Annotated in this window: 6 protein-coding genes; all 6 read left to right on the top strand. The window is 36.4% G+C overall.

The window, feature by feature from the left end; genetic code table 11:
* The coding region (locus C8N46_RS19770) for a non-ribosomal peptide synthetase (protein WP_146169908.1) at window positions 1–2,364 on the top strand (2,364 nt) is incomplete at its 5' end.
* A gap of 38 nt (window positions 2,365–2,402) precedes the next feature.
* Entirely contained in the window at window positions 2,403–9,662 is a 7,260-nt protein-coding gene (locus C8N46_RS19765) for a non-ribosomal peptide synthetase (RefSeq protein WP_108116849.1), read from the top strand.
* Window positions 9,663–9,753: 91 nt separating this feature from the next.
* Window positions 9,754–11,376, top strand: a complete 1,623-nt coding sequence (locus tag C8N46_RS19760) for an MBL fold metallo-hydrolase (protein WP_108116848.1) — start codon at window positions 9,754–9,756, stop codon at window positions 11,374–11,376.
* A gap of 83 nt (window positions 11,377–11,459) precedes the next feature.
* Window positions 11,460–12,692, top strand: coding sequence for a glycosyltransferase (locus C8N46_RS19755; protein ID WP_108116847.1), 1,233 nt, complete (start codon window positions 11,460–11,462; stop codon window positions 12,690–12,692).
* Between the two features lie 80 nt (window positions 12,693–12,772).
* The gene (locus C8N46_RS19750) at window positions 12,773–15,841 is read left to right on the top strand and encodes a cyclic peptide export ABC transporter (RefSeq protein ID WP_108116846.1); all 3,069 of its coding nucleotides are present in this window, start codon (window positions 12,773–12,775) and stop codon (window positions 15,839–15,841) included.
* Window positions 15,842–15,872: 31 nt separating this feature from the next.
* Complete coding sequence (locus C8N46_RS19745; protein WP_108116845.1) at window positions 15,873–22,319, top strand: non-ribosomal peptide synthetase; 6,447 nt, start codon at window positions 15,873–15,875, stop codon at window positions 22,317–22,319.
* The last annotated feature ends 362 nt before the right edge of the window (window positions 22,320–22,681 follow it).

Here is a 22,681-nt window from a genome sequence, read left to right as displayed (position 1 = left end):
GTTGTCTTTGGCGCAACAGTTTCAGGAAGAGATTGGTCAGTAGGATCGGTAGAGCAGGAAGTAGGCTTGTACATCAACACCTTGCCTGTAAGTATCGGAGTAGCTCGTGATAGCGATTTAGGCGATTGGTTGTCAGCCTTACAAGCAGGACATTCCAAAGGAAGAGAACAATACAGTCATGTATCGCTGAGTATGATACAAGAGGCAATGGGCGTAAGTGAAGCACTCTTTGACAGTTTGATTGTTTTTGAGAATCATCCGATGGATAAAGATACATTCAATCAATCTTCATTACAAGCTGAGAATTTTCAAACTAAAGAATATACCAACTATGCATTGACTATTGCAGTTTCTCATACAGGAGATAGGCTACACTTTAAGTTAGACTACAACAAAGAGGCATTTCCAAGAGAGTACATAGATATGATTATACGTCATCTACAAAATGTACTACAAAGTATCAGTAATGGTGCTAAGAAAGTAGGAGAGCTGAAACATATGACGGAAGAAAATCAAAACGTTTTACTTCCAAAGAATGAGTTTTCTCTAGAAGCAGACACAAGTCTAGAACTATACCTAGAAGCAATTTTTAATCGCTACAAAGACAAAGAAGCGTTGCGCGATGTTGACGGACAAAGCATGAGCTATACAGCATTGTGGAATCAATCGGGAAAAGTAAGTGCCTATTTATCTTCACATTACGGATTAAAACAAGGCGATACTGTAGTGTTATACAGTGACCGCAGTATGGAAATGGTCGTACTATTTTTAGCACTAGCGCGATTGGGTTGTGTGTATGTTCCTGTAGATAAAATTCACCCAGAAGAGCGTCTTGCTTACATTGCAAAAGACAGTAACAGTCGTTTACTCATCGTAGAAAGTGATACAGCTATCAACATAGAAAATACGCAAGTAGCACGTTTGTCAGCAGTAATAGAAGCATCGTCAGAGGTAGAAGAAGTACAAACAGCTAAAGAAACTATTCCACTAGATGCTACCTTGTATATCATCTACACCTCAGGAAGTACCGGAAAACCAAAAGGTGTATGTGTAAGTCATGGCAACTTACTAGGGTATCTAAAAGGCATTGAGGACGAATTTGGTGCGAATCGCGTACAACCAGTCTTATCCTCTCACGGATTTGACATCTTCTTCTTTGAACTGTTGAGTCCACTACTCAAAGGTGGAACAAGTATCCTTTTAAGAAACGAAGAAGTACGCGATATGGAAACGTTAGAAAGTGCTTTACAAGAAAGTACTAGTTTTCACGCCGTACCAGCATTGATGCGTGCTGTATTGGATCATATAGCACAAACCAACACAAAAGAAGCATACGCAAAGATGACGGAGTTGTATGTTGGAGGTGATGTAGTTCCAAATGCACTGTTACACCAGATGCAATCGTTATTCCCACAGGCAAAGATTTATGTCTTCTACGGACCAACGGAAGGAACCATCTTTGTAACAAGCAAGTTATATGAGCCAGGTAGTGAAATATCAGATCGTTTAGCTTTAGGAACGAGTTTACGCTCAAGTCAAGTACTAGTCTTAGACCGATGGGGCGATTTGGTAGCACCAGGCGTCAAAGGTGAATTATGTATTGGCGGAGTACAAGTAAGCAAAGGCTACTTGCACAACGAGGCATTAACCAATGAAAAATACACCAACAATCCGTATGGAGCAGGAAAACTCTACCGCACGGGCGATGTAGCCCGTTGGGATGCAAATGGAAACATAGAATACCTAGGTAGAGAAGACAGTCAGATAAAACTACGCGGTTATCGTATAGAACTTGGAGAAATCAATCGCCAACTTGAAAAGCATCCAAACATTATCGAAGCTGTGGTACTAGTAGTTATTATCAATGATATAGAACGATTAATCGCTTTTGTAAAAGCATCCACTTCGGAAACAATTAGCACGGAAGAACTCGTTAATCATTTGAGATTGAGCTTACCAGATTACATGATTCCAAGACATTATGTTTCTTTAGAAGCATTTCCACTGACAGCCAATAATAAGGTGGATAAACAAGCGCTAAAGGAAATGGAGTTCGAAGAAGTGAACAGCTACGAGCCGCCATCTAACAAGATTGAAGAAACATTAATTTCTTTTTGGTCAGAACTGCTCAAAATTGATGAAGATGTAATAGGTGTTACGGAAAACTTCTTTATGCTTGGAGGTGATTCTATCAAAGTAATTACGCTTCAAAACAAAATCAAACAAGAATTCGATGTAAAAATAAAGCTCGAAACATTCTTCGAAGTTCCAGTAATACGAGAATTGGCAAAAGTCATTCTAGTAGCAGAAGTTTCTTCAACACCAGAAGAAGGTACACAAGGCGAAGCCAAAATGACAATTTAAACCTAAAAAAAGAATTCCTTTTTTAATCAATAACAAAAATGGAAAAATTACTAAGCGAACTTAAAGAATTACAAATTTCACTGGTCGTAAAAGGCGATCAGTTAGAAGTGTATGATCCTAAAGATAATTTAACACAAGATTTGGTCAGCAAAATCAAAGCGCAAAAGCAAGAATTGTTAACCTATCTGAATCTGGCAGAACATACGCACAAAACTGAAGCAATTCCGAAAGCCGCATCAAAAGAAACGTATCCTGCAACGCCTGCACAAAGACGTCTATTTTTTGTGTATCAGCTAAATAAGGACACAACAACATACAACATGCCGCAAATCTACAAGATTAAAGGAGCATTGGATATTCAAAAAATATATCAAGTTGTTGATACTTTATTGAGGCAACACGAAATATTGCGCAGTAATTTTTTCTTGAAAGATGGCGAACCTGTATGGAAAATTCGAGATACTTTCGACTTTACGATTGCACAACATCAGGCTGATAGTGAAGAAGATGTGGAAGCGATTATCAAAAAAACCATTACTCCTTTCAATCTTGAAAAAGATTCGTTAATCAGAATCAGCATCATAGCGTTACAGGAAGAAGAGCATATCATGATTTTTGACATGCATCATATCATTGGTGACGGAATTTCTAACGGAATTTTAGTGCGCGATTTTAAAATTTTATATGAAGGCGGATCACTTCCCGATTTAAAATATCAATTTAAAGATTACGCAGAATGGTTGGCTCAAAAAGATAAAGAAAATGCACTTGAGAACGATCGCGATTTCTGGTTGAAAATTTTTAACCAAATAGAAACTCCAGAACTTCCGCTCGATTTTAAACGTCCGAAGCGCAAAAAAGGACACGGAGCGTCGTACGGATTTGTGATTAACGAAGCGCAAACCATCGCGATGAATAAAATCGCCAAAGAAGCCAATACAAGTTTGTTCATGACACTGTTGACGGTTTTCAACGTATTGCTTTCAAAACTATCCGATCAAAGCAATGTGGTTATCGGAGTGCCAGTGCGCGGTAGAGAACATATGGAGTTGGAAGACATGATAGGAATGTTTGTAAACACCTTGCCAGTGAAAAACGAAGTTGCTGGCGAATTACCGTTTATAGCATTGCTCAAAAACGTCTCTCAGCGAACACTGCGTTGTTTTGACCATCAAGCATATCCGTATGATCAGTTGGTAGAAGATTTAAAAATTAAACGCAGTGAAGGAAGAAATCCACTGTTTGATGTATCGTTTACGTATGACAGTTTTGGCGGAACAGAAGTAAAATTTGAAGGACTAGATTTTGAAGGCTACGACAACAAAAGAAACGATGCCAAATTTGACATCACGCTAATTGCTTCAGAATTTTCAAATGGAATCAATATCGGATTTGAATACGATATTGAATTATTCTCAGAAGCTACCATTCAACGATTTGGAACATACATTCAAAGAATCATTGATGAAGTTGTAAAAAATAAACACATACGCATCGATGAATTACGTATCATTTCTGAAACGGAAAAGCATCAAATACTGCACGATTTCAACCCAGAAAGTACTGCATCGATACCTGAAAAAACGTTCTTAACAGCTTTTAAAGAACAGGTAAGCTTGCAACCAGCACACACGGCTGTTATATTTGGTTCTGATGAATGTTCGTATCGAGAACTGGACGAAAAATCGGATGCACTAGCCTTAACTTTAGTAGAAAAAGGCATTGCTGAAGAAGAATTCATCGCGGTATACATGCCACGATCTGTCAATCTTTTGGTGGCGGTATTGGGAATCTTAAAAGCGGGTGGTGCGTATGTGCCTATTGATATGGCATTGCCAGAAAATAGAATACAATTTATGTTGGATGATACAGAAGCTAAACATATCATCGTATCAAAACATTCCAAAGAAATACACGCTACAACGGCCAATATCTTAACCATTGAAAATTGTTTGACAGCAACACAAAAGCAAAGCCTTTCAGAAAAAAAATCACTTCCTGTCATTCGTCCACAGCAACTCTGCTATGTAATATTTACATCGGGTTCTACAGGAAAACCCAAAGGAGTCATGGGCGAGCACAAAGGATTGTTCAACATGTCTGTCAATCATGCAAAGCTTGCAGGAATGCAGTCTAAAGACCGTGTATTGCAATTTGCTTCGTTCTCTTTTGATGCCTTTGCTTGGGAAGTATTTAGCACGCTTTTATCAGGAGCAACGTTGGTCATGGCAGCTGAGGCGGAAATTAAATCGGTAGAAAAAATTCATCAACTATTAGACAAGCATCAAATAAACTGTGTAACGCTTCCACCTTCGTATTTATCATTCTTAAAAGAAAAAACGCACGCGCTCAGAGTAGTTGTTTCAGCAGGTGAGCCATTAACGGCAGATTTGGCAACATCTTTCATTGAAAATGGCGTGCAAATCATTAATGCGTACGGACCTACAGAAAATACAGTGTGCAGTACGTACAGTGCAACTCCTGTACAAGAATGGGGAATTACGATTGGACAACCATTACAAGGAACCAAAGCATACATTCTTGATAGTAAAGGAGAAATATGTCCAATTGGTTGTATTGGAGAATTATGTGTTTCGGGAATTCAAGTAGCTCGCGGTTACCTGAAAAGAAACGAACTAACAGCATCAAATTTTATCGCAAATCCGTTTGATACTGGAATTTATGGAAAGCTCTACAAAACGGGCGATTTAGCACGTTGGATGCCTGATGGAAACATACTATTTTTAGGAAGAAGAGATGCCCAAGTAAAAATTAGAGGCTATCGTGTAGAATTACAAGAAATTGCACAAAACATACGATTAGTACCCGCTGTTGAAGATGCCGTTGTCACTTTAGATGAAGCATCGCAAACATTGAACGCGTATATGGTGTCATCTAAAACAGACGACGCAAATCTGGCGGCTTTAATAGCAGAAGTTACGGAACAATTGACACAAGTGCTACCTGCGTATATGATTCCGTCAAATTATAGATTGATACTACAAATTCCGTTAACATCAAACGGTAAAATAGACTATAAAAAATTACCAAAACCAGAAAGTCAAACACAGGTAGGACCTATTAGCGACAGCGAAAAGCAACTTATACAAATTTTTGCAAAAGTATTAGAAATTGATGCGGAAACCATTCATCCAGAAAGCAACTTTTTTGAACTAGGAGGACAATCGCTCAAAGCAATGATGTTGGTAAATACCATTGAAAAAGAACTCAGTGTTCATCTTTCTATTGATGAAGTGTTTGACAATCCAACCGTAGCGTCTTTAGTACAAATACTGGGCAAAAGCGAAACGTCGCTGCCACTGATTATACCAAAAGCGGCAGCACGTGAATACTATCCGGTCTCGCCTGCACAACGCAGAATGTTCTTTTTATATCAGTTAGACAAAACAGCGACCAACTACAACATGCCGCAGATATATGAGGTTTCAGGAACTACTGATACTGAATTTTTGATGTCGGTATTTAAGAAGATTGTTGCGCGACATGAAAGCTTGCGAACTACATTTCATATCGTAGAAAAACAAGTGATGCAGAAAATTAGGACTGTGGACGATTTTGAAATAGAAATTCTCAATTGGAAAGAAGAAAATATTGCTTCCAATTACGAACGCTTTATTCGCCCTTTTGACTTGGAAACGGAATATCCAATTCGAATTGGTTTTGTACAGGTAGATTCTGGAAAAAAGTTACTACTTATTGATGTGCATCATATTGTGAATGACGGTCATTCACAGGAAATATTATTAAAAGACTTTTGGCAGTTTTATCAAAAAAGAACACCACTTCCTTTATCGCTTCAATACAAAGACTACGCAACATGGCTCAGCAATTACAAAACAGGAGTAGGTTCAGAAAAGGATCGTGAATTTTGGTTAGAAGAATACAGTGGTGAAATTCCACTGCTCAATTTACCTTACGATTATGAGCGACCAGCAAATGGCATGAAAGAAGGAGCTAAAGTCGATTTTGAAATTAGCGATGAAATGGCTCAACAACTTCGACAAATTGCTAGCGACGAAGGCGTTACGCTATTCACGCTGATGTTTACTATATATCATACATTTTTAAGCAATCTGTGTAAGCAAGATACGATAGTGGTTGGAACTCCAAGTGCAGGAAGATTCAATGCTGACTTGGAACAATTGGTTGGAATATTCTTAAACATACTTCCTGTAAAAAGTACGCTGCCAGCAGATGGAACATTTACAGAATTCTTGCAATACATGCAACAACATGTCATCACATGCATGCAGCATCAATTGTACCAATACGATAAATTGCTAGAAGAGCTCAAGCTATCTAGAGAAACCGGAAGAAATCCGCTATTTGATACCATTTTCACATTCAATGAAGCAGGTACGGGTAGCAACACAGGAATTACTACCGATTTAGAAATAAACCCCGTAAAAACAAACTACATCAGTGCAAAGGTAGACTTGGAATTATTCGTTTTTGCCTATCCAGAAAGCATGAAGTTTAGTTTCATCTTTAACAAAACACTATTCAGCAAAAAGAAAATAGAAACATTTACAAATTATTTACAACACACCATTCAACAAATAATCAACAACAAAAACTCTAAAATTTCAAATATGGATTTACTCTCAGAAAAGGATAAAAACAAACGTTTGACAGCCATGCAAAGCGGTTCTAAAATGGCTACCGTGTACAACACTTCGGTAATTAACATGTTCCAAAAAGTGGTAGATGAATATTCAGAAAATACAGCTTTAACCTACAAAGGTCAGCAAATATCATACAAAGAATTAAATGCTGCTGCCAATAAGTTTGCTAACTTTTTAGCTGAAGAACATGCCGTTAAAAAAGGTGATATAATCAGTTTGCGTTTAACCAATCCTGAAAGTTTGCTAGTGGCGACACTCGGCATCATGAAGGTAGGTGCAACCTATGTACCTGTTGATCCTTACATTCCCGTAGAACGTGTACAATTCATCCTAAACGATAGTCAATCCAAACACCTTATTACAGACCTTGCAGATGATTTTTCTGTAAATGTCATTACTTGGGATGAATCAATATGGTCAAACAAGTCCGAACAACGAGAAGCGGTAACGGTTGAACCAGAACAATTAGTATATGTAATTTATACTTCTGGAACCACAGGAAAACCTAAAGGTGTAGCCGTTCCCAACAGAGCATTGTCCAATTATGTACATTGGTTCAAAGAAGCCTACGATGTAGATGCTTCTGATGAAACCATTTTACTATCATCCTTTGCGTATGACCTTTGTTATACCAGTGTTTGGGGAAGTTTATTATCTGGCGGAACGCTGCATTTGCTACAACCAGATCAGCATTTCAATGCAGATGAAGTGATTTCGTTACTAACCAACGCATCCGTAACGTTCTTAAAACTGACACCTTCACATTTTAAAATGTTGTCTAAAACGCCAGGTTTCCAAGAAAATATTCCAGAGTTTGATTTGCGCTTAGTTGTTTTAGGAGGTGAAGAACCAGATATAGAAACGATGAAAGAATATCTTCAAAAAGCACCTATCACATTTGTGAACGAATACGGTCCTACCGAAGCTACCGTAGGAACTATTGCATATAATATTGATAAAAGAAGAATAAAATCATTGCAATCAGGTGCTACCATTGGTAAAGCTATTGATAACGTAGACGTATACGTACTCGATGAAGCGATGCAACCTGTGGGCGAAGAAATGATGGGAGAAATCTACTTATCAGGATTGAGTGTGGCTAGTGGCTATATTCACAACGAAGCACTTACTGAAGAAAAATTTATAGACAATCCTTTCGCTACGGCAGATTATAACAAAGTATTATACAAAACGGGCGATTATGGAAAAAAACAAAGCGATGGAACACTTGTCTTCATGGGAAGAAAGGATGATCAAGTGAACATTCGTGGATATCGTATAGAACCGAAAGAAATTGAAACTGTCGTAAATCAACTGCCAGACATCAGTGAATGTGCAGTGCTCAAAATAAAAAATCAGTTATCAGAATATCAAATTGTGGCGTACGTAGTGGCTTCCGAAGATTTGAAAGAAAAAGAAGTAACCGATCAACTTGCCGAAAAATTACCGTTCTACATGATTCCTAAAATAGAATTTGTAGAAAGGATTCCGCTCACCGCCAACGGAAAAATTGACCAAGAAGCGTTGATTACATTGGCAGAAGAAGGAGATAAAAATGATTCAGAAGATATCAGTCAAATTGAAGAAAAATTGATAGAAATTTGGTCAGGTATCTTGTCTGTAGAACAAACAGAAATCAAACGAAATAGCGACTTTTTCCAGCTTGGAGGTCATTCTCTAATTGCTATTGATCTTATATCTGAAATCAAAAAAGTATTCAGTAGAGAAATTCCACTAAACGGCATATTTGATGCGCCAACCATTAAAAGTCAAGCACTTATCATTCAAGAAATGGAAGGACCTAAAATCATACAAAGAGATGATTTAATTCTTTTAAAAGAAGGCACAGAAGACAAAAACTTATTTATCATTCATGACGGTAGCGGCGCTATTAGCGGTTATATGGATCTTGTCAATGAAATAGAGAAATTTAATTGCTACGGAATCAGCTATATAAGCGATCATTTAGGACCAAAAAACACCACGGCAGAAGCGTTGGCGACATCCTACATTGAGAGAGTAAAATCTATTCAAGAAAGTGGCCCGTATCATTTTGCTGCTTGGAGTATTGGAGGAATTATACTGTCGGAAATGGTAAAGCAACTTCAAAAAAATAATGAATCTATCTCCTCTTTAGTATTGATTGATACAGTATTTGGAGGCGAAACCGAACACCGAAGCTTTTCAACAGAAGTAGAAGTAAAGACGATTCAGGAATTTTTTGATATAGAAAATCTTTCTACGATAGAAACCAGTGATGTAGATGGCGTGTGGCAATCTTTTGTAGATTCAGATTACTTTAAGAACATGGATATTTACCAAGTTCTTAGAAAAATACCGTACAACATGAAAAATATTCTTCCCGATAGTGCGAAGGATAGTAAAATGAAAATTCTGCAAGCTATCAACACGATGCGAACGCTAGAATCTGTAAAAGACAATTACGAACTACAACCACTCGATATTCCTGCACTTATCATTATAGCTTCTGATTCCGAAATAAATCACAATCTCATTCGCACATACTTTAGTCAGGCAGTAATCAACGAAGTACGTGGAAATCACTTTTCTATGATGGAAGTTCCGAATGTCTACAAAATTGCCGAATTAATGACAGCGTATTTCGAAAAAGAATATACCGAACAAGTGTAGTACATAATTGTTCACTCAAATACATACAACAAACAGAGGTGATAATCGCCTCATTACATAACATAATTAATCACATTAAAATTAAAATATTATGAACTTTTCAGACAATGATTTAGTTTACATCAAATCAAACTTAGTAATTGAGCCTTTATTTGATAATTGGTATGCGTGGTCGCATCTAATTTCACCAGCAACTTCAGCCATGAATATTTACGGAAGACATCTTACCATTATGGAATCTTTCTTAAAATATCCTGAATTGCATGAAGAAGCGGTTAAAAACCCAAAAATGTTAGGAGGTCCGTTTGTAGATCATCCTGCTTCTAGAGTCAATGAAATCAAAAGTATGGTAGAAAACACCAAAGATAAATGTGCAAATCTACTAACGCTTAGAAAAGATATTTTAGCACTTTTTGAATTGTTAAAAAAAGAAAACGGCTATTCTTTGGACGGATTGTACGATAAAATTCCTAAAAACTTGGACGGACTTGTAGAGTTGTTTTATGACATTAACAACAATGCTTCCTTTCGCTTCTTTGAATCGCTCTTGTATGAAACGGAATTTTACAATGAAGATTTACAAAGTTTTAATTTATTCCTAGTGCAAGACGATGATTCAAGATCTTTTGTATTGAGTACGCCGTTTTTACCAACGCCAGGAAAGCTTAGAATTAACTTGCCTTTAAAAAGTAAAGAAATAGATACACTCTTTGAAATGGCGCGCGAACCACAACGCTATGGAGACATAAAATCGTTATTCAACCTAACTGCTGATGAACAAGAATTGTTTGACAGTTTCTTTACAACAGAAGCTCCAAAAGTGTACGAACCATACAAAGGCGACGGAATTCTAACGCGTTATTTTGGTCACGCATGTATTCTTGTAGAAACAAAAAATACTACCATTTTAGCCGATCCGCTCATCAGTTACGGATACGATTCTGACATTTCACGATATACTTATGAAGATCTTCCAGAAACAATTGATTATGCCGTAATTACACACAACCATCAAGATCATATTCTCCTTGAAACCTTATTGCGTCTTCGTTCAAGAATTAAAAATATTGTCATTCCTAAAAACAGTGGCGGCACACTACAAGATCCAAGTTTAAAACTAATGTTTAAAAAACTAGGCTTCAAAAATATTATTGAACTCGGAGAAATGGAAACTATTGATTTTGAAGATTGCTCTATTACTGGATTGCCATTCTTAGGAGAACACAGTGACTTAGACGTACGAAGCAAACTATGTCATCACGTTAAATTTAAGGATGATAAGAGCATGCTATTTGCTGCTGATTCGTGTAATGTATCTCCAAGCCTGTACAGAAGAATAAAAGATGTGATAGGAAACATTGATGTCATTTTCTTGGGAATGGAATGTCACGGTGCTCCATTATCTTGGTTGTACGGACCGTTATTGCCTGAACCAATGACAAGAGAAAATGACCAATCGCGTAGATTAGCAGGTTGTGACTTTGAGCAAGCAAGAGAACTTATTGACACGTTTCAGCCAAAAGATGTATTTGTATATGCGATGGGACTCGAACCTTGGCTTCAATACATCAGTTCTATCAAATACACGGAAGAATCCAAACCAATTATTGAATCAAACAAGTTGTTAGAGTACTGTAGTCAAAACGGAATTTCTTCCGAAAGACTCTTTGGAGAGAAAATTATAGAATACACAAGCGAACTATCAACAAGCTAGGAATATAGACCTACTTGTATAAATGTAGAGGAACGCACATAAAAAATCGTATTCAGATACTTGGTAGATAAAAATTTACACAAATGAACATTACAAAAGCAGACATATTACTATTAATTGATTCCGAAGCCGGACATATTTATCCAACACTTTTAATAGCTTCTCAATTGCGGGACGAAGGTTACACCGTAGTCTACACCGGATTGGAAGCAGATTGTCCGATAGTAGAAAGCAAAGGGTTTGCGTATTACAATATGTTTTCCTTATCCAAAACCGAAGCAACTCATAAAAAAGATCACTTTGGTTTCTTGGTATCTGATGCGATTGACGAATTCATGCAGGCACTTCGCCCAAAAATAATATTACAAAGCTCGTTCATGGTGTTAGAAGGGTTGATATTACACTATAAATATCAAATTCCTTTACTAACATATTGCTCGTACTTTTTAGAAAAAACAAAAGACACAAAATCAATTGTTAGAGAATTATTGGGCAATGCCTGTGTGTATCGTTTTATGCAATTAAGCGGCGATACTCCTCAAAAATTATTAGCATTAATTCGCGAAAAAAATAAATCGGCAAGTAGTTTGGCTGACCTTGCTTTGCCAGTAAAAAATGCGCCGATTATTTTCTTATATCCTGAAGAATTACAAATTCACCAGCGAAAACGAGATGAAGCGATTTGTTTTGCAGGACCAGGAATTTTGGAAGCAACAAACAAAGAAGCTTTTGACATTGACAGTTTGCTCCCAAAAGGTAAAAAGTTAATCTTTTTAAGCATGGGCTCGCAAATCAAAAAATATCCTGAAAAAACACAGAAAGTTTTTGAAACAGCTGTTAAAAGCATGCAAGCTCCAGAAATGGACGATTACCATTTATTCATTACAACAGGAGGAAATCAAGTAGCATTTCTAAAAGAGCATTCTTCAAGTGAGCGCGTAACTGTTTTTGATTGGTTACCGCAAAAAGAAGTATTACAACATGCCTCGTTGGCTGTGGTTCATGGAGGACTTGGAACACTTAAAGAAACCATTTACTATGGTGTTCCAACAATCATCATTCCTATGGGACGTGATCAAATGGACAATGCGTTGCGCATACAACACCATCATCTAGGGAAGATAATTGATGTTGAAAAAATTCATGCATCGTACGTATCCAAAACACTCTTAGAAGTACTAAACGATACCGAAATCACAGAAAATGTCAGCCGAATGTGTCATCTATTTAAACAACAAAACGCGCAAAAAACGGCGCTTCAATTCGTTGAAAAACACCTAAAAAACGCAGTGGAAATCACTCATGAAAATATATAAACGTAGGTTGAATCTTTTTGATAAAAGACTAAAACTTAGCACCAACACAATCCTTTTGAAATCTTAAAAAAACAACAAAAATGATAAAACCTATAAAAATGACTTCTGCAATACTGATGTTATTGCTCTTTTTTACGTATACTGGACTTTGGTCACAGGAACAAGTGCGTATTGACAGTGACAAAATTGATGAGGTTGTAAATACCATTATGGAAGAAGGAGACATTCCTGGTCTTAGTATCATCATTGTAAGTCCTGAGAAAACCATGATAAAAAGTTATGGTTTTGCTGATGTAGACGAACAGCGAAAGGTAACACCAGAAACCCTTTTTGAATTAGCTTCTAATAGTAAAGCTTTTACAGCATTAGCGATACAAATACTAGTGGATGAAGGCAAACTAAGCCTAGATGATGAGGTATCAAAATACTTACCTGATTTTAGCGTAACATACGATGGAAAGCAGCAAACTATAAAAATTAAGCACTTATTGCATCATACCAGTGGAATTCCTTGGGAAACCATCTCAAAAATTCCAGCATCAACAGCAAAAGATGCGCTAGCGCAAACAGTAGCAAAATTACAAGGACTAGAATTATCTTCCGAGCCAGGTTCTACGTACGAATATACGACTATCAATTATGATGTGTTGGCGCTCGTTGCTCAGAAAATAACAAATAAATCATTTGAGTCGTTCATTACAGAACAAGTATTTAATCCACTAGGTTTAACCAATACAACAATAGGCATTCCGAAAGATTCGCTTCTTTTGGCACAAGGATACAAACCTGCCTTTTTTGGTGCTAGAGAATACGATGCACCTCGCTACAAAGGAAACAATGCCGCTGGATATGTCATCTCTGATGCTAATGACATGGCAACGTGGTTAGCACTTCAACTTGGAATTGAAGAATCGTCAATGACAGATTTAATTGTAAAAACGCAGCAACGCGATACTTCAGTAGCACCACACGGATTGTTATCGTATGCGCAAGGTTGGGAAGTATCGTTGAGCGGAAACAACGAAATATTCCATAGTGGTATCAACCCAAACTTTAGTTCGCACATCATTTTACGACCAAATGAAAAATTTGGTGTTGCTGTATTGACGAACACCAATAGCAATTATACTTCCTTATTGGCAAATCAGCTAACGAACGTAGTATTAAACAAAGAAATCAACAACGACGTCATGGTTGATGACAATAGCGATGGTTTCTTCTCTATGCTTTTTATCGCGTTGTCCGTATACACACTCATTGTATTCGCTTACATTATCATGGCATTTTTAGGCTGGAGTAAAGGCAAGCGAAGCATTGCAAAGGTCAATGGAAAAAAAATAAAACAGTTCTGTTTAGCAGTATTGGCGGCAATACCATTTTTACTTGGAATATATATCATTCCTGAAGTAATGGCTGGATTCAATTGGGATTCCATGCTAGTTTGGACACCAGGCAGCTTTGAAATGTTAATCTACATGATTCTAGGTGTATTCGGTATTTCCTATGTAGCGTATTTGGTAGGAATGTTGTTACCAGAAGAAAACTATTACAAAAGCAGAATCCCGAAAATATTACTTTTTAGTATCATTTCAGGACTAGCAAATGTTATGGCGATTATTTTAATTACTTCGGCATTGCAAACCAATATTCAACTAAAATACTTAGTTTTCTATTACGGACTGGTGTTGGCTATCTACCTCTTTGGAAGACGTTTTGTGCAAATAAGACTCACCAAAATGGCGGTAAACCTAGTATACGATATGCGTATGAAGGTAATATCTAAAGTATTAAAAACGTCTTACCAAAAGCTAGAAGCCATGGATAACGGACGAATTTTTACCGTAATCAACGATGATACAAACTCTGTGGGACGATACGCCTCACTATTTGTAAGCTTAATAACGAGTACAATTACCATCATAGGAGCTTTTGTATATCTCTTTTCCATCTCATTATGGGCAACAGGATTGGTGTTAATAGTGATGATTTTATTAACAGTATTATACCAGTACGTAGGGAAAAGTGCCCATCGTTTCTTTGAAGAAGCTCGTGATGAACGCAATATATTTATGGGATTAATCAGTGCTTTGGTAGATGGACTCAAGGAAATCAGTCAACATTACAAAAAGAAAAGAGAATATGAAGAAGATTTATCCAAAAGTGCGCATCGATTTAAAGAAAAAAACTTCATTGCCGATGTAAAATTCATCAATGGTTTCTTAGTAGGAGAATCTTTGTTATTACTATTACTGGGAATGGTGTCTATGGGACTTCCTAAGTTGTTTCCATATATTCCTTTTTATACATTGATGAGCTTTGTAATCATTCTACTTTATTTAATTGGGCCTATCAATGGCGTGCTCAATTCCATTCCTGAAGTGATGCGATTAAAAGTATCATACGACAGAATTCGGAACTTTTTAAAAGAAATTCCAGCAGATTTGGAAGATGATAAACATTTAGAATCTCTAGAAATTCCTGAAGTAAAAAGTTTGGCTGTAAAAGATGTAGAATTTACCTATAAAGGAGATGAAAAAGACCGAAAAAACTTTTCAATTGGTCCTGTAACATTTGAAGCAAAAGCAGGAGAAGTGATATTCATTACGGGCGGAAATGGAAGTGGAAAAACCACACTCGCTAAAATCTTGACAGGCTTGTACAAACCTGACGCAGGCGTAATTTCAATCAATGGGGAAGAGATTCCTAACGTAGAAATGAGTGAATATTTCTCAACAGTATTCAATCCTCCATATCTATTCAAAAAACTATACGGAATAGATACCGAAGGAAAAGAAGAACAAATAGCATACTTCTTGAATAAGTTAGGATTAAAAGAAAAAGTAAGCCTAACGAATAATGAATTCAGTACTATCGAATTGTCTTCAGGGCAACGAAAACGTTTAGGATTATTGCAATGTTACTTACAAGATTCTCCAATTCTACTATTTGACGAATGGGCAGCAGATCAAGATCCTGAATTCCGACAATTCTTTTACAGAACGATAATTCGCGAAATGAAAGCCGCTGGAAAATTAATTATCGCCATTTCTCACGATGACTTCTATTACGATGTTGCCGATAAAATTGTAGAAATGCGAGAAGGAAGATCTACAGTAGTGATTAGAGAAAAAAGTTTGGAAAAACTTTAATACAAACCATACCTAAAATACCATCAAAAAATTGGAAAAACACAACCTTATAGAAGTTCTGAAAGAAAGAAGTACGCTCCATGATGTTGGAATTACATTTATCAGTGGAGCCAATGAAGAAGACTTTCTCTCGTATGCAGCGTTATATGCTTCCTCGCTGAAAATTTTGGGATTCTTGCAACAAAAAGGACTCAATCCAGGCGAAGAATTAGTACTTCAAATAGACGATAACAAAACTTTTGTATTGGTCTTATGGGCGTGTATTTTAGGAGGAATCATTCCAGTACCATTAACTCCAAGTCATCAAGATGATCGTAAAAAGAAATTCTTTAACGTATGTGAAGTATTGCACAAACCGTATCTCCTAACAGAAGAAAAAATACTTCGTGGTTTAGAAACCTATGCACATGCAAACGGACTTACAGCGATATATGAAAAAATCCAAAAAAACCATATCAATGTAGACAAAATACAAAACGCAAACATTGAAGGAACCATAGTAGATGCACAACCCGATGACATAGGATTCATTCAGTTTTCCTCAGGAAGTACTGGAAGTCCAAAAGGAGTTGTGTTAACTCACAAAAACCTTATCACCAATGTAAAGGCTATTGCCAATGCAGCAGCGTATACGTCAACAGATGCAATGTTGAGTTGGATGCCTTTAACACATGATATGGGATTGATAGGTTTTCATCTCAATCCACTCTTTTGTGGAATGCATCAGTATTTAATTCCTACAAATCTCTTTGTGCGTCGACCTTCGCTTTGGTTTGATAAGGCTTCACAGCACAATGCTACCATACTTTGTTCTCCAAATTTTGGATACAAATACATCATGAAGCACTGTGGCGAAGCAGAAAAATACAACTGGGACTTATCGTCTGTACGGTTAATATACAATGGAGCAGAACCAATATCCGAACAATTATGCTACGATTTTTTAGAATGGGCAACTTCTTTCGGATTAGCGTCACAAGCAATGTGTCCAGTGTACGGCTTGGCAGAAGCGAGTTTGGCAGTAAGTATCTCCAAATTAGAAGATCCTATCATCTCATATCAAGTACGAAGAGATGCATTGAATTTTGGGGATAAAGTAATAGCAACTTCAGAAGAAAACGAAGGAATCTCATTTGTAAATCTAGGAACGGCTATTGACAATTGTCATGTAGCAATTGTAGATAATACGATCAATCCTGTTGCAGAAGAAGTCATTGGACACGTTGTTATACAAGGTGAAAATGTAACCGCAGGATATTATAATGATACAAAGAAAAGCAATGAAGTCATTCAAAAAGGATGGTTAAAAACAGGCGATCTCGGATTCTTAAAAGATGGATGTCTGTATATGACAGGAAGATATAAAGACATTATCTTCATCAACGGTCAAAACTATTATCCACACGATATTGAAAGCATTGCGCAAGAACTGGAAGAAATAGAACTCAATAAAATAGCTATTGTCGGTTTTTTCAATCCTGTTGCCCAGATAGAACAAACCATTGCTTTTGTTTTCTACAGAGGAAAACCTGAAAAATTTGTAGAAACAGCACTGACGATTCAAGCACATATAAATTTAAGAATTGGTGTTGCAATAGACCGTATTTTACCAGTTAAAAACATTCCGAGAACAACCAGTGGAAAACTACAACGTTTCAAGCTATTGCAAGAATACATAAATGGAGACTACAAGAAAACAGAAGCAACACTAGCAGCGCTCATACAGGAACATCAGAAAAAAACTATTGAAATTATTTCTCCGCAAAACGAAACGGAAGAAAAATTACTAGAAATCTGGAAACAAGTTCTCAATAATGAACAAATAGGAGTTACTAATAAATTCTTTAACATTGGAGGCACCTCTTTAAAAGCTGCAGAAATCATCATGAAAGCTCACAGCACATTTGAAAAGGAAATTCCATTCACAGCACTTTATGAAGTGCAAACAATACGAGCGTTTGCTGAAAAAATTGGTCAGTTCAACAAAAAAGAATATGTACCTATCGTCAAAGTAAAAGAAGACAAATACTATCACCTATCATCGGCTCAGCAACGATTATTTTTTGCATGGCAACTAGACAAAACCTCCATAGCTTACAATCTTCCAGTAGCGTTTACTGTTAAAGGAAATTTAATACTAGAAAAAGTACAAAAAACACTCGACAATCTCGTTTCCAGACATGCTGTATTACGAAGTTCATTTCAGTTATTTGATGTTCCAAAGTTCACCATACAGAAACATGTTGAGGTTGCGGTAGCGTCTTTAGAATGTGAAGCTAACAAAGTTGATGCAACGATTAAAAAACTAGTAAAACCGTTCAATTTAGAATCAGATATCTTGATGCGATGCGCTCTGTTAGATACTGGTACAGATGAAAAAGTACTCTTTTTCGATTTTCATCACATTAGTATGGATGGACTTTCGGTGCAAAAATTCATGGAAGAATTTCATCAAATCTATAATGAACTAGCTGTAGAAGAACTTCCTATTTCATACAAAGATTATGTGTATTGGCAGCGAAATAACATTTTAAAAAATAATTTCGATACACAAGAAAAATTTTGGACGGAGCTCTTCGAAAACGGAATTCCAACCCTCGAATTACCGACCGACCATCCAAGACCTGCATTATTAAGCACGAAGGGTAAAAGAGTAAAATTTCAGTTTACAGAAACCACAAGTCACCAATTAAAACAAGTAGCCTTGCAAAATGGTGCTACGCTGCACATGCTAATGTTTAGCATCTACAAATGGTTGCTGGCAAAACTAACCGGACAAACAGAAATTGTTGTCGGAATTCCAGTTTCTGGAAGAACACATCAAGACTTGCAACAGGTATTAGGAATGTTTGTAAACAATCTTCCGGTACTTACTCAAACGGACAAAAATGAAAACTTTGTGGCGTCATTACAACGAGATGTTGCTTTATTGAAGAACTGTCAGGAAAACCAAGAATATCCTTATTCACTTTTGGTGGACAAACTCGATACGAATAGAAATGTAAGCAGGAATCCGCTATTTGACACCATGTTTTTATTCTCTCCATCAGCAATACAAGCAAAAACAACAACATATCAATTGACACAGCGCTTTTTTGATGCTGGATATTCAAAATTTGATCTTTCGCTCGAATTTTTTGAAGAAGGCGCACATTTGTCATACGTAGTGGAATATGCTACCGCACTCTTTGATGAAAACATCGCATCAAACGTATCTGTATACTTAGAGCGAATAATAGCTCAAATAATCGTAAATCAACATGTTTTATTTTCAGAAATATCTTTATTAAACACAGCAGAATTAAAAGATCGTATTGACACATTCAATGATACAGCAGTAAAGTACTCACAAACAGAAACGTTGCTGAGTCTTTTTGAAAAACAAGTGATTGTAAACCCAGATGCTGTAGCTATTGAAACAGAACATGAAACGGTAACATTTAAAACGCTAAACGAAAAAGCGGAAAATTTCAAAGTATATCTTCGTCAAAAGAAAATAACCAAAGGAGATGTTATTGCCGTAAGCTTGCCACAAAGTACTGAATTATTATATAGCATACTGGGAATTTTAAAAGCAGGAGCAATCTATCTGCCGATTTCTGAAGAAACTCCACAAAAGCGATTAGAATATATAATTAATGATAGTAAGAGTAAACTTTTAGTTTGTCGTGAAGCGAAAGAACTAGAAACACTAACTTACGAATGTATATTGCCAACTAGCAATGTGATGGAGTACAACCATGAAACAACTCAGGAACTTCCTTTATCACAAAAAGATGCAGCATATATTATTTACACTTCCGGAACAACAGGAAACCCTAAAGGTGTAAAAGTTGGACATAAGTCTATTGTAAACTACTTGCAATGGGCTTCTGAGGAATATCTCAATGGCGAATCATTAGCCTTTCCGTTTTTTACCTCAATAGATTTCGATTTAACATTGACGTCTATTTTTCTGCCACTTATCACAGGAAATACAATAGTGATATACAATAATGATGCTGCCGAAATGCCGTTAAAAAGCGTATTTACTGAACAAAAATCAGAAATTGTAAAACTCACACCATCGCACATGAAAGTGCTGATAAATAATAAAATACAAGTAGCTTCATCCGTTAAAAAGATTATAGTAGGTGGAGAAAAACTAACACCTGAAATTGCACGTGATTTTCTTAAACTTTGTAAGCACGAAGTGAGTATTTACAATGAATACGGACCAACGGAAGCAACAGTTGGTTGTATGATTCATCAATTTGAACCTTTTAAAGACACAATAACGGTTCCTATTGGAAAGCCCATTAGCAATGCAAAAATATATGTGCTCGACGAATTTAAAAAACCAGTTCCGAAAGGAGTCATTGGTGAAATTTTTATAGGAGGAGATTGCCTCAGTATGGGATATGTAAATAACAACGAACTGACAGATGAAAAGTTTGTTTCAAACCCTTATAAAGAAGGTGAATTGATGTATGCTTCTGGCGATTTGGCTAAAATAAAACCTTCTGGAATCATTGAGTATATCGGAAGAAGAGATCAACAAGTAAAAATTAATGGTCATCGTATAGAAATAGAGGAAATTAAACTAGCCTTAAAATCGTTCAAAGGAATACAAGATGCAATAGTAACAACGGTCGTTAATGACAAAGGCGTAATTGAACTTTACGCGTATTACATTACAGAGGCGGAAATTGCTCGTGATGTCAATGATATCATGCTTAAAACGTGGTTGCTCGATAAGATTCCACATTACATGATTCCGAAGTATTTTGTGGAGATTGAAACTATTCCTTTAACAAAAAATGGAAAAGTAGATATAAAAAAATTACAAGTGCAAAAGCACTCTGCAATCACGCAGGAAGCTGAGGTAGTTTCAACAAGGCTCAACGAAAAAATACGATCAGTTTACAGAACGGTTATGGAAGCGCCAGAATTTGATTTGCAATCCAATTTTTATGAATTTGGAGGTGATTCTATCAAGGCAACACAAATTGTTTCCAAACTTCGCGAAGAAAATATCAAGGTAAGTCCTAAAGAAATTTTGACATACAGCACCGTAACGGAACTTGCTTTTTATCTAGAAAACAACCAAAACAGAGAAGAAAGCAATACAACACAGTATGAACAGGGAATTCTAAAAGGCACCAAAGAACATACTGCTATCGAAAAATGGTTTTTTAGTCAAAACTTTACAAATCCAAGCTTTTACAATCAATCTGTATTACTAACATTACATCGCCCTATACATAAAAAAGTACTTCAAAAAACACTCCAAGAACTGATTGCGCAACACGACGGACTTCGTTTGAATATGGCTGCTGCTAGTGGAAAATTATTCTTCAATACAAAACATTTAGAACACAATTGTAATGTAGAAGAATACACGATCAATACACCAAGAGAACTGCCAGAATATTGCACAAAAATCAAAAATACTTTTGATATCACGCGTAGTTTATTAATCAAAGCAGCAATACTAAACGTAAAAGAAACTGACGAGCAACTGTTGTTTATCACAGCGCATCATTTGGTTGTAGATGGAATTTCATGGCGAATTCTTCTAGAGGATTTATACCGTATCTATCATACAATCGAAGCTGGAAAAGCACTAAAACAGATGCAAAAAACCGCGTCACTTTCGCATTTTACAAATGCACTTGAAAACTATTACAACAAAGAAAAGCGCGCGCAAGAACTTCCATATTGGAAAACAATTGCAGAAACGCCATTTCAGTTACCAATAACTGCTACACATACAGAAAGTACGATTGAAAAAGTAGCACAGATGGTGATGAAAGTTGAGCAAAAAACTACGCATTGGTTGCTAAAAGAAAGTGCCAATTACAAGGTAGACATTCAAACCATACTACACACGGTATTGGCAAAAACCATAGCAGAATGGTGTCAGACTTCCCAAATAAAAATTGAACTTGAAAATCACGGAAGACATCTTGATACTGTTGATGTATCGCGAACGGTAGGCTGGTTTACGGTGATGCATCCTGTAGTTTTTGAAATCCAGGGAACCTTAGTACAAAATCTACAATCAGTCAAAGAAACACTAAACAATATTCCAGAACACGGACTCGGTTACGGACTGTTGAAAGATGAACTCAATAACAAAGACACTGCGATTACTCCGGTACGATTCAATTACTTGGGACAATTTGGAAACGAACTTACCAACGATTTCTTTACGCTAAAGCAAGAAGACACAGGAGTAGAATCAGATAGGCAAAACCAACTAACAGCAACGTTGGAAATCAATGCAATGATTGTTTCGCAAGTATTAACGCTACAATGGAATTACGATACAGAAGTCATTTCAAAAGCGACCATACAACTATTGGAGAAAGCTTTCAAAAATCATTTGAATGAACTTATAAACAAACTTCAAAAAAGCGAAGATCCGTTGCTAACTCCCTCAGATTTCAACGATTTAGAAATCTCTCAAAACGAATTAGATGACCTATTTAGCTAAAGTTTCTTTAAGTTTTGAAGTAAGAATCTTGTTAGAAGATATCTAGAAACTATAATCGCAAATTATTTCAGCCTAACAGATGGATAGGATAAAGAAGTTTGGTTGGGATAATTTATAAATGTGAGCTTGAAATAAAAAATAATGGAAGTTTTATCTTTTCCGCAGTGTAGCAGGGATTTTTCGTTAAAAATTTCTGAAGCCATGGAAGAAATTTAGAAAAATTCATGCGGTTTTGGTTTTTCTCCTAAAAGAAAAAGCAAAAACACCTCTGGAAAAGTGCCCTTTCTTTTGTTTCTTTTCTTTGGGCAAGCAAAGAATAAGAAAGTAAAGTACTGAAATTCAGTTGCTTATATTTTTTTTCT

It is taken from the genome of Kordia periserrulae (assembly GCF_003054265.1).
GTDB lineage: Bacteria > Bacteroidota > Bacteroidia > Flavobacteriales > Flavobacteriaceae > Kordia > Kordia periserrulae.
The sequence above is the reverse complement of the archived record's forward strand: the minus strand, read 5'-3'. Positions and strand labels throughout refer to the sequence as shown.

Excerpts from the sequence above, each read along its gene's own strand:
- C8N46_RS19765 (WP_108116849.1), top strand. The coding sequence starts at position 2,403 with ATGGAAAAATTACTAAGCGAACTTAAAGAATTACAAATTTCACTGGTC.
- C8N46_RS19760 (WP_108116848.1), top strand. The coding sequence starts at position 9,754 with ATGAACTTTTCAGACAATGATTTAGTTTACATCAAATCAAACTTAGTA.
- C8N46_RS19755 (WP_108116847.1), top strand. The coding sequence starts at position 11,460 with ATGAACATTACAAAAGCAGACATATTACTATTAATTGATTCCGAAGCC.
- C8N46_RS19750 (WP_108116846.1), top strand. The coding sequence starts at position 12,773 with ATGATAAAACCTATAAAAATGACTTCTGCAATACTGATGTTATTGCTC.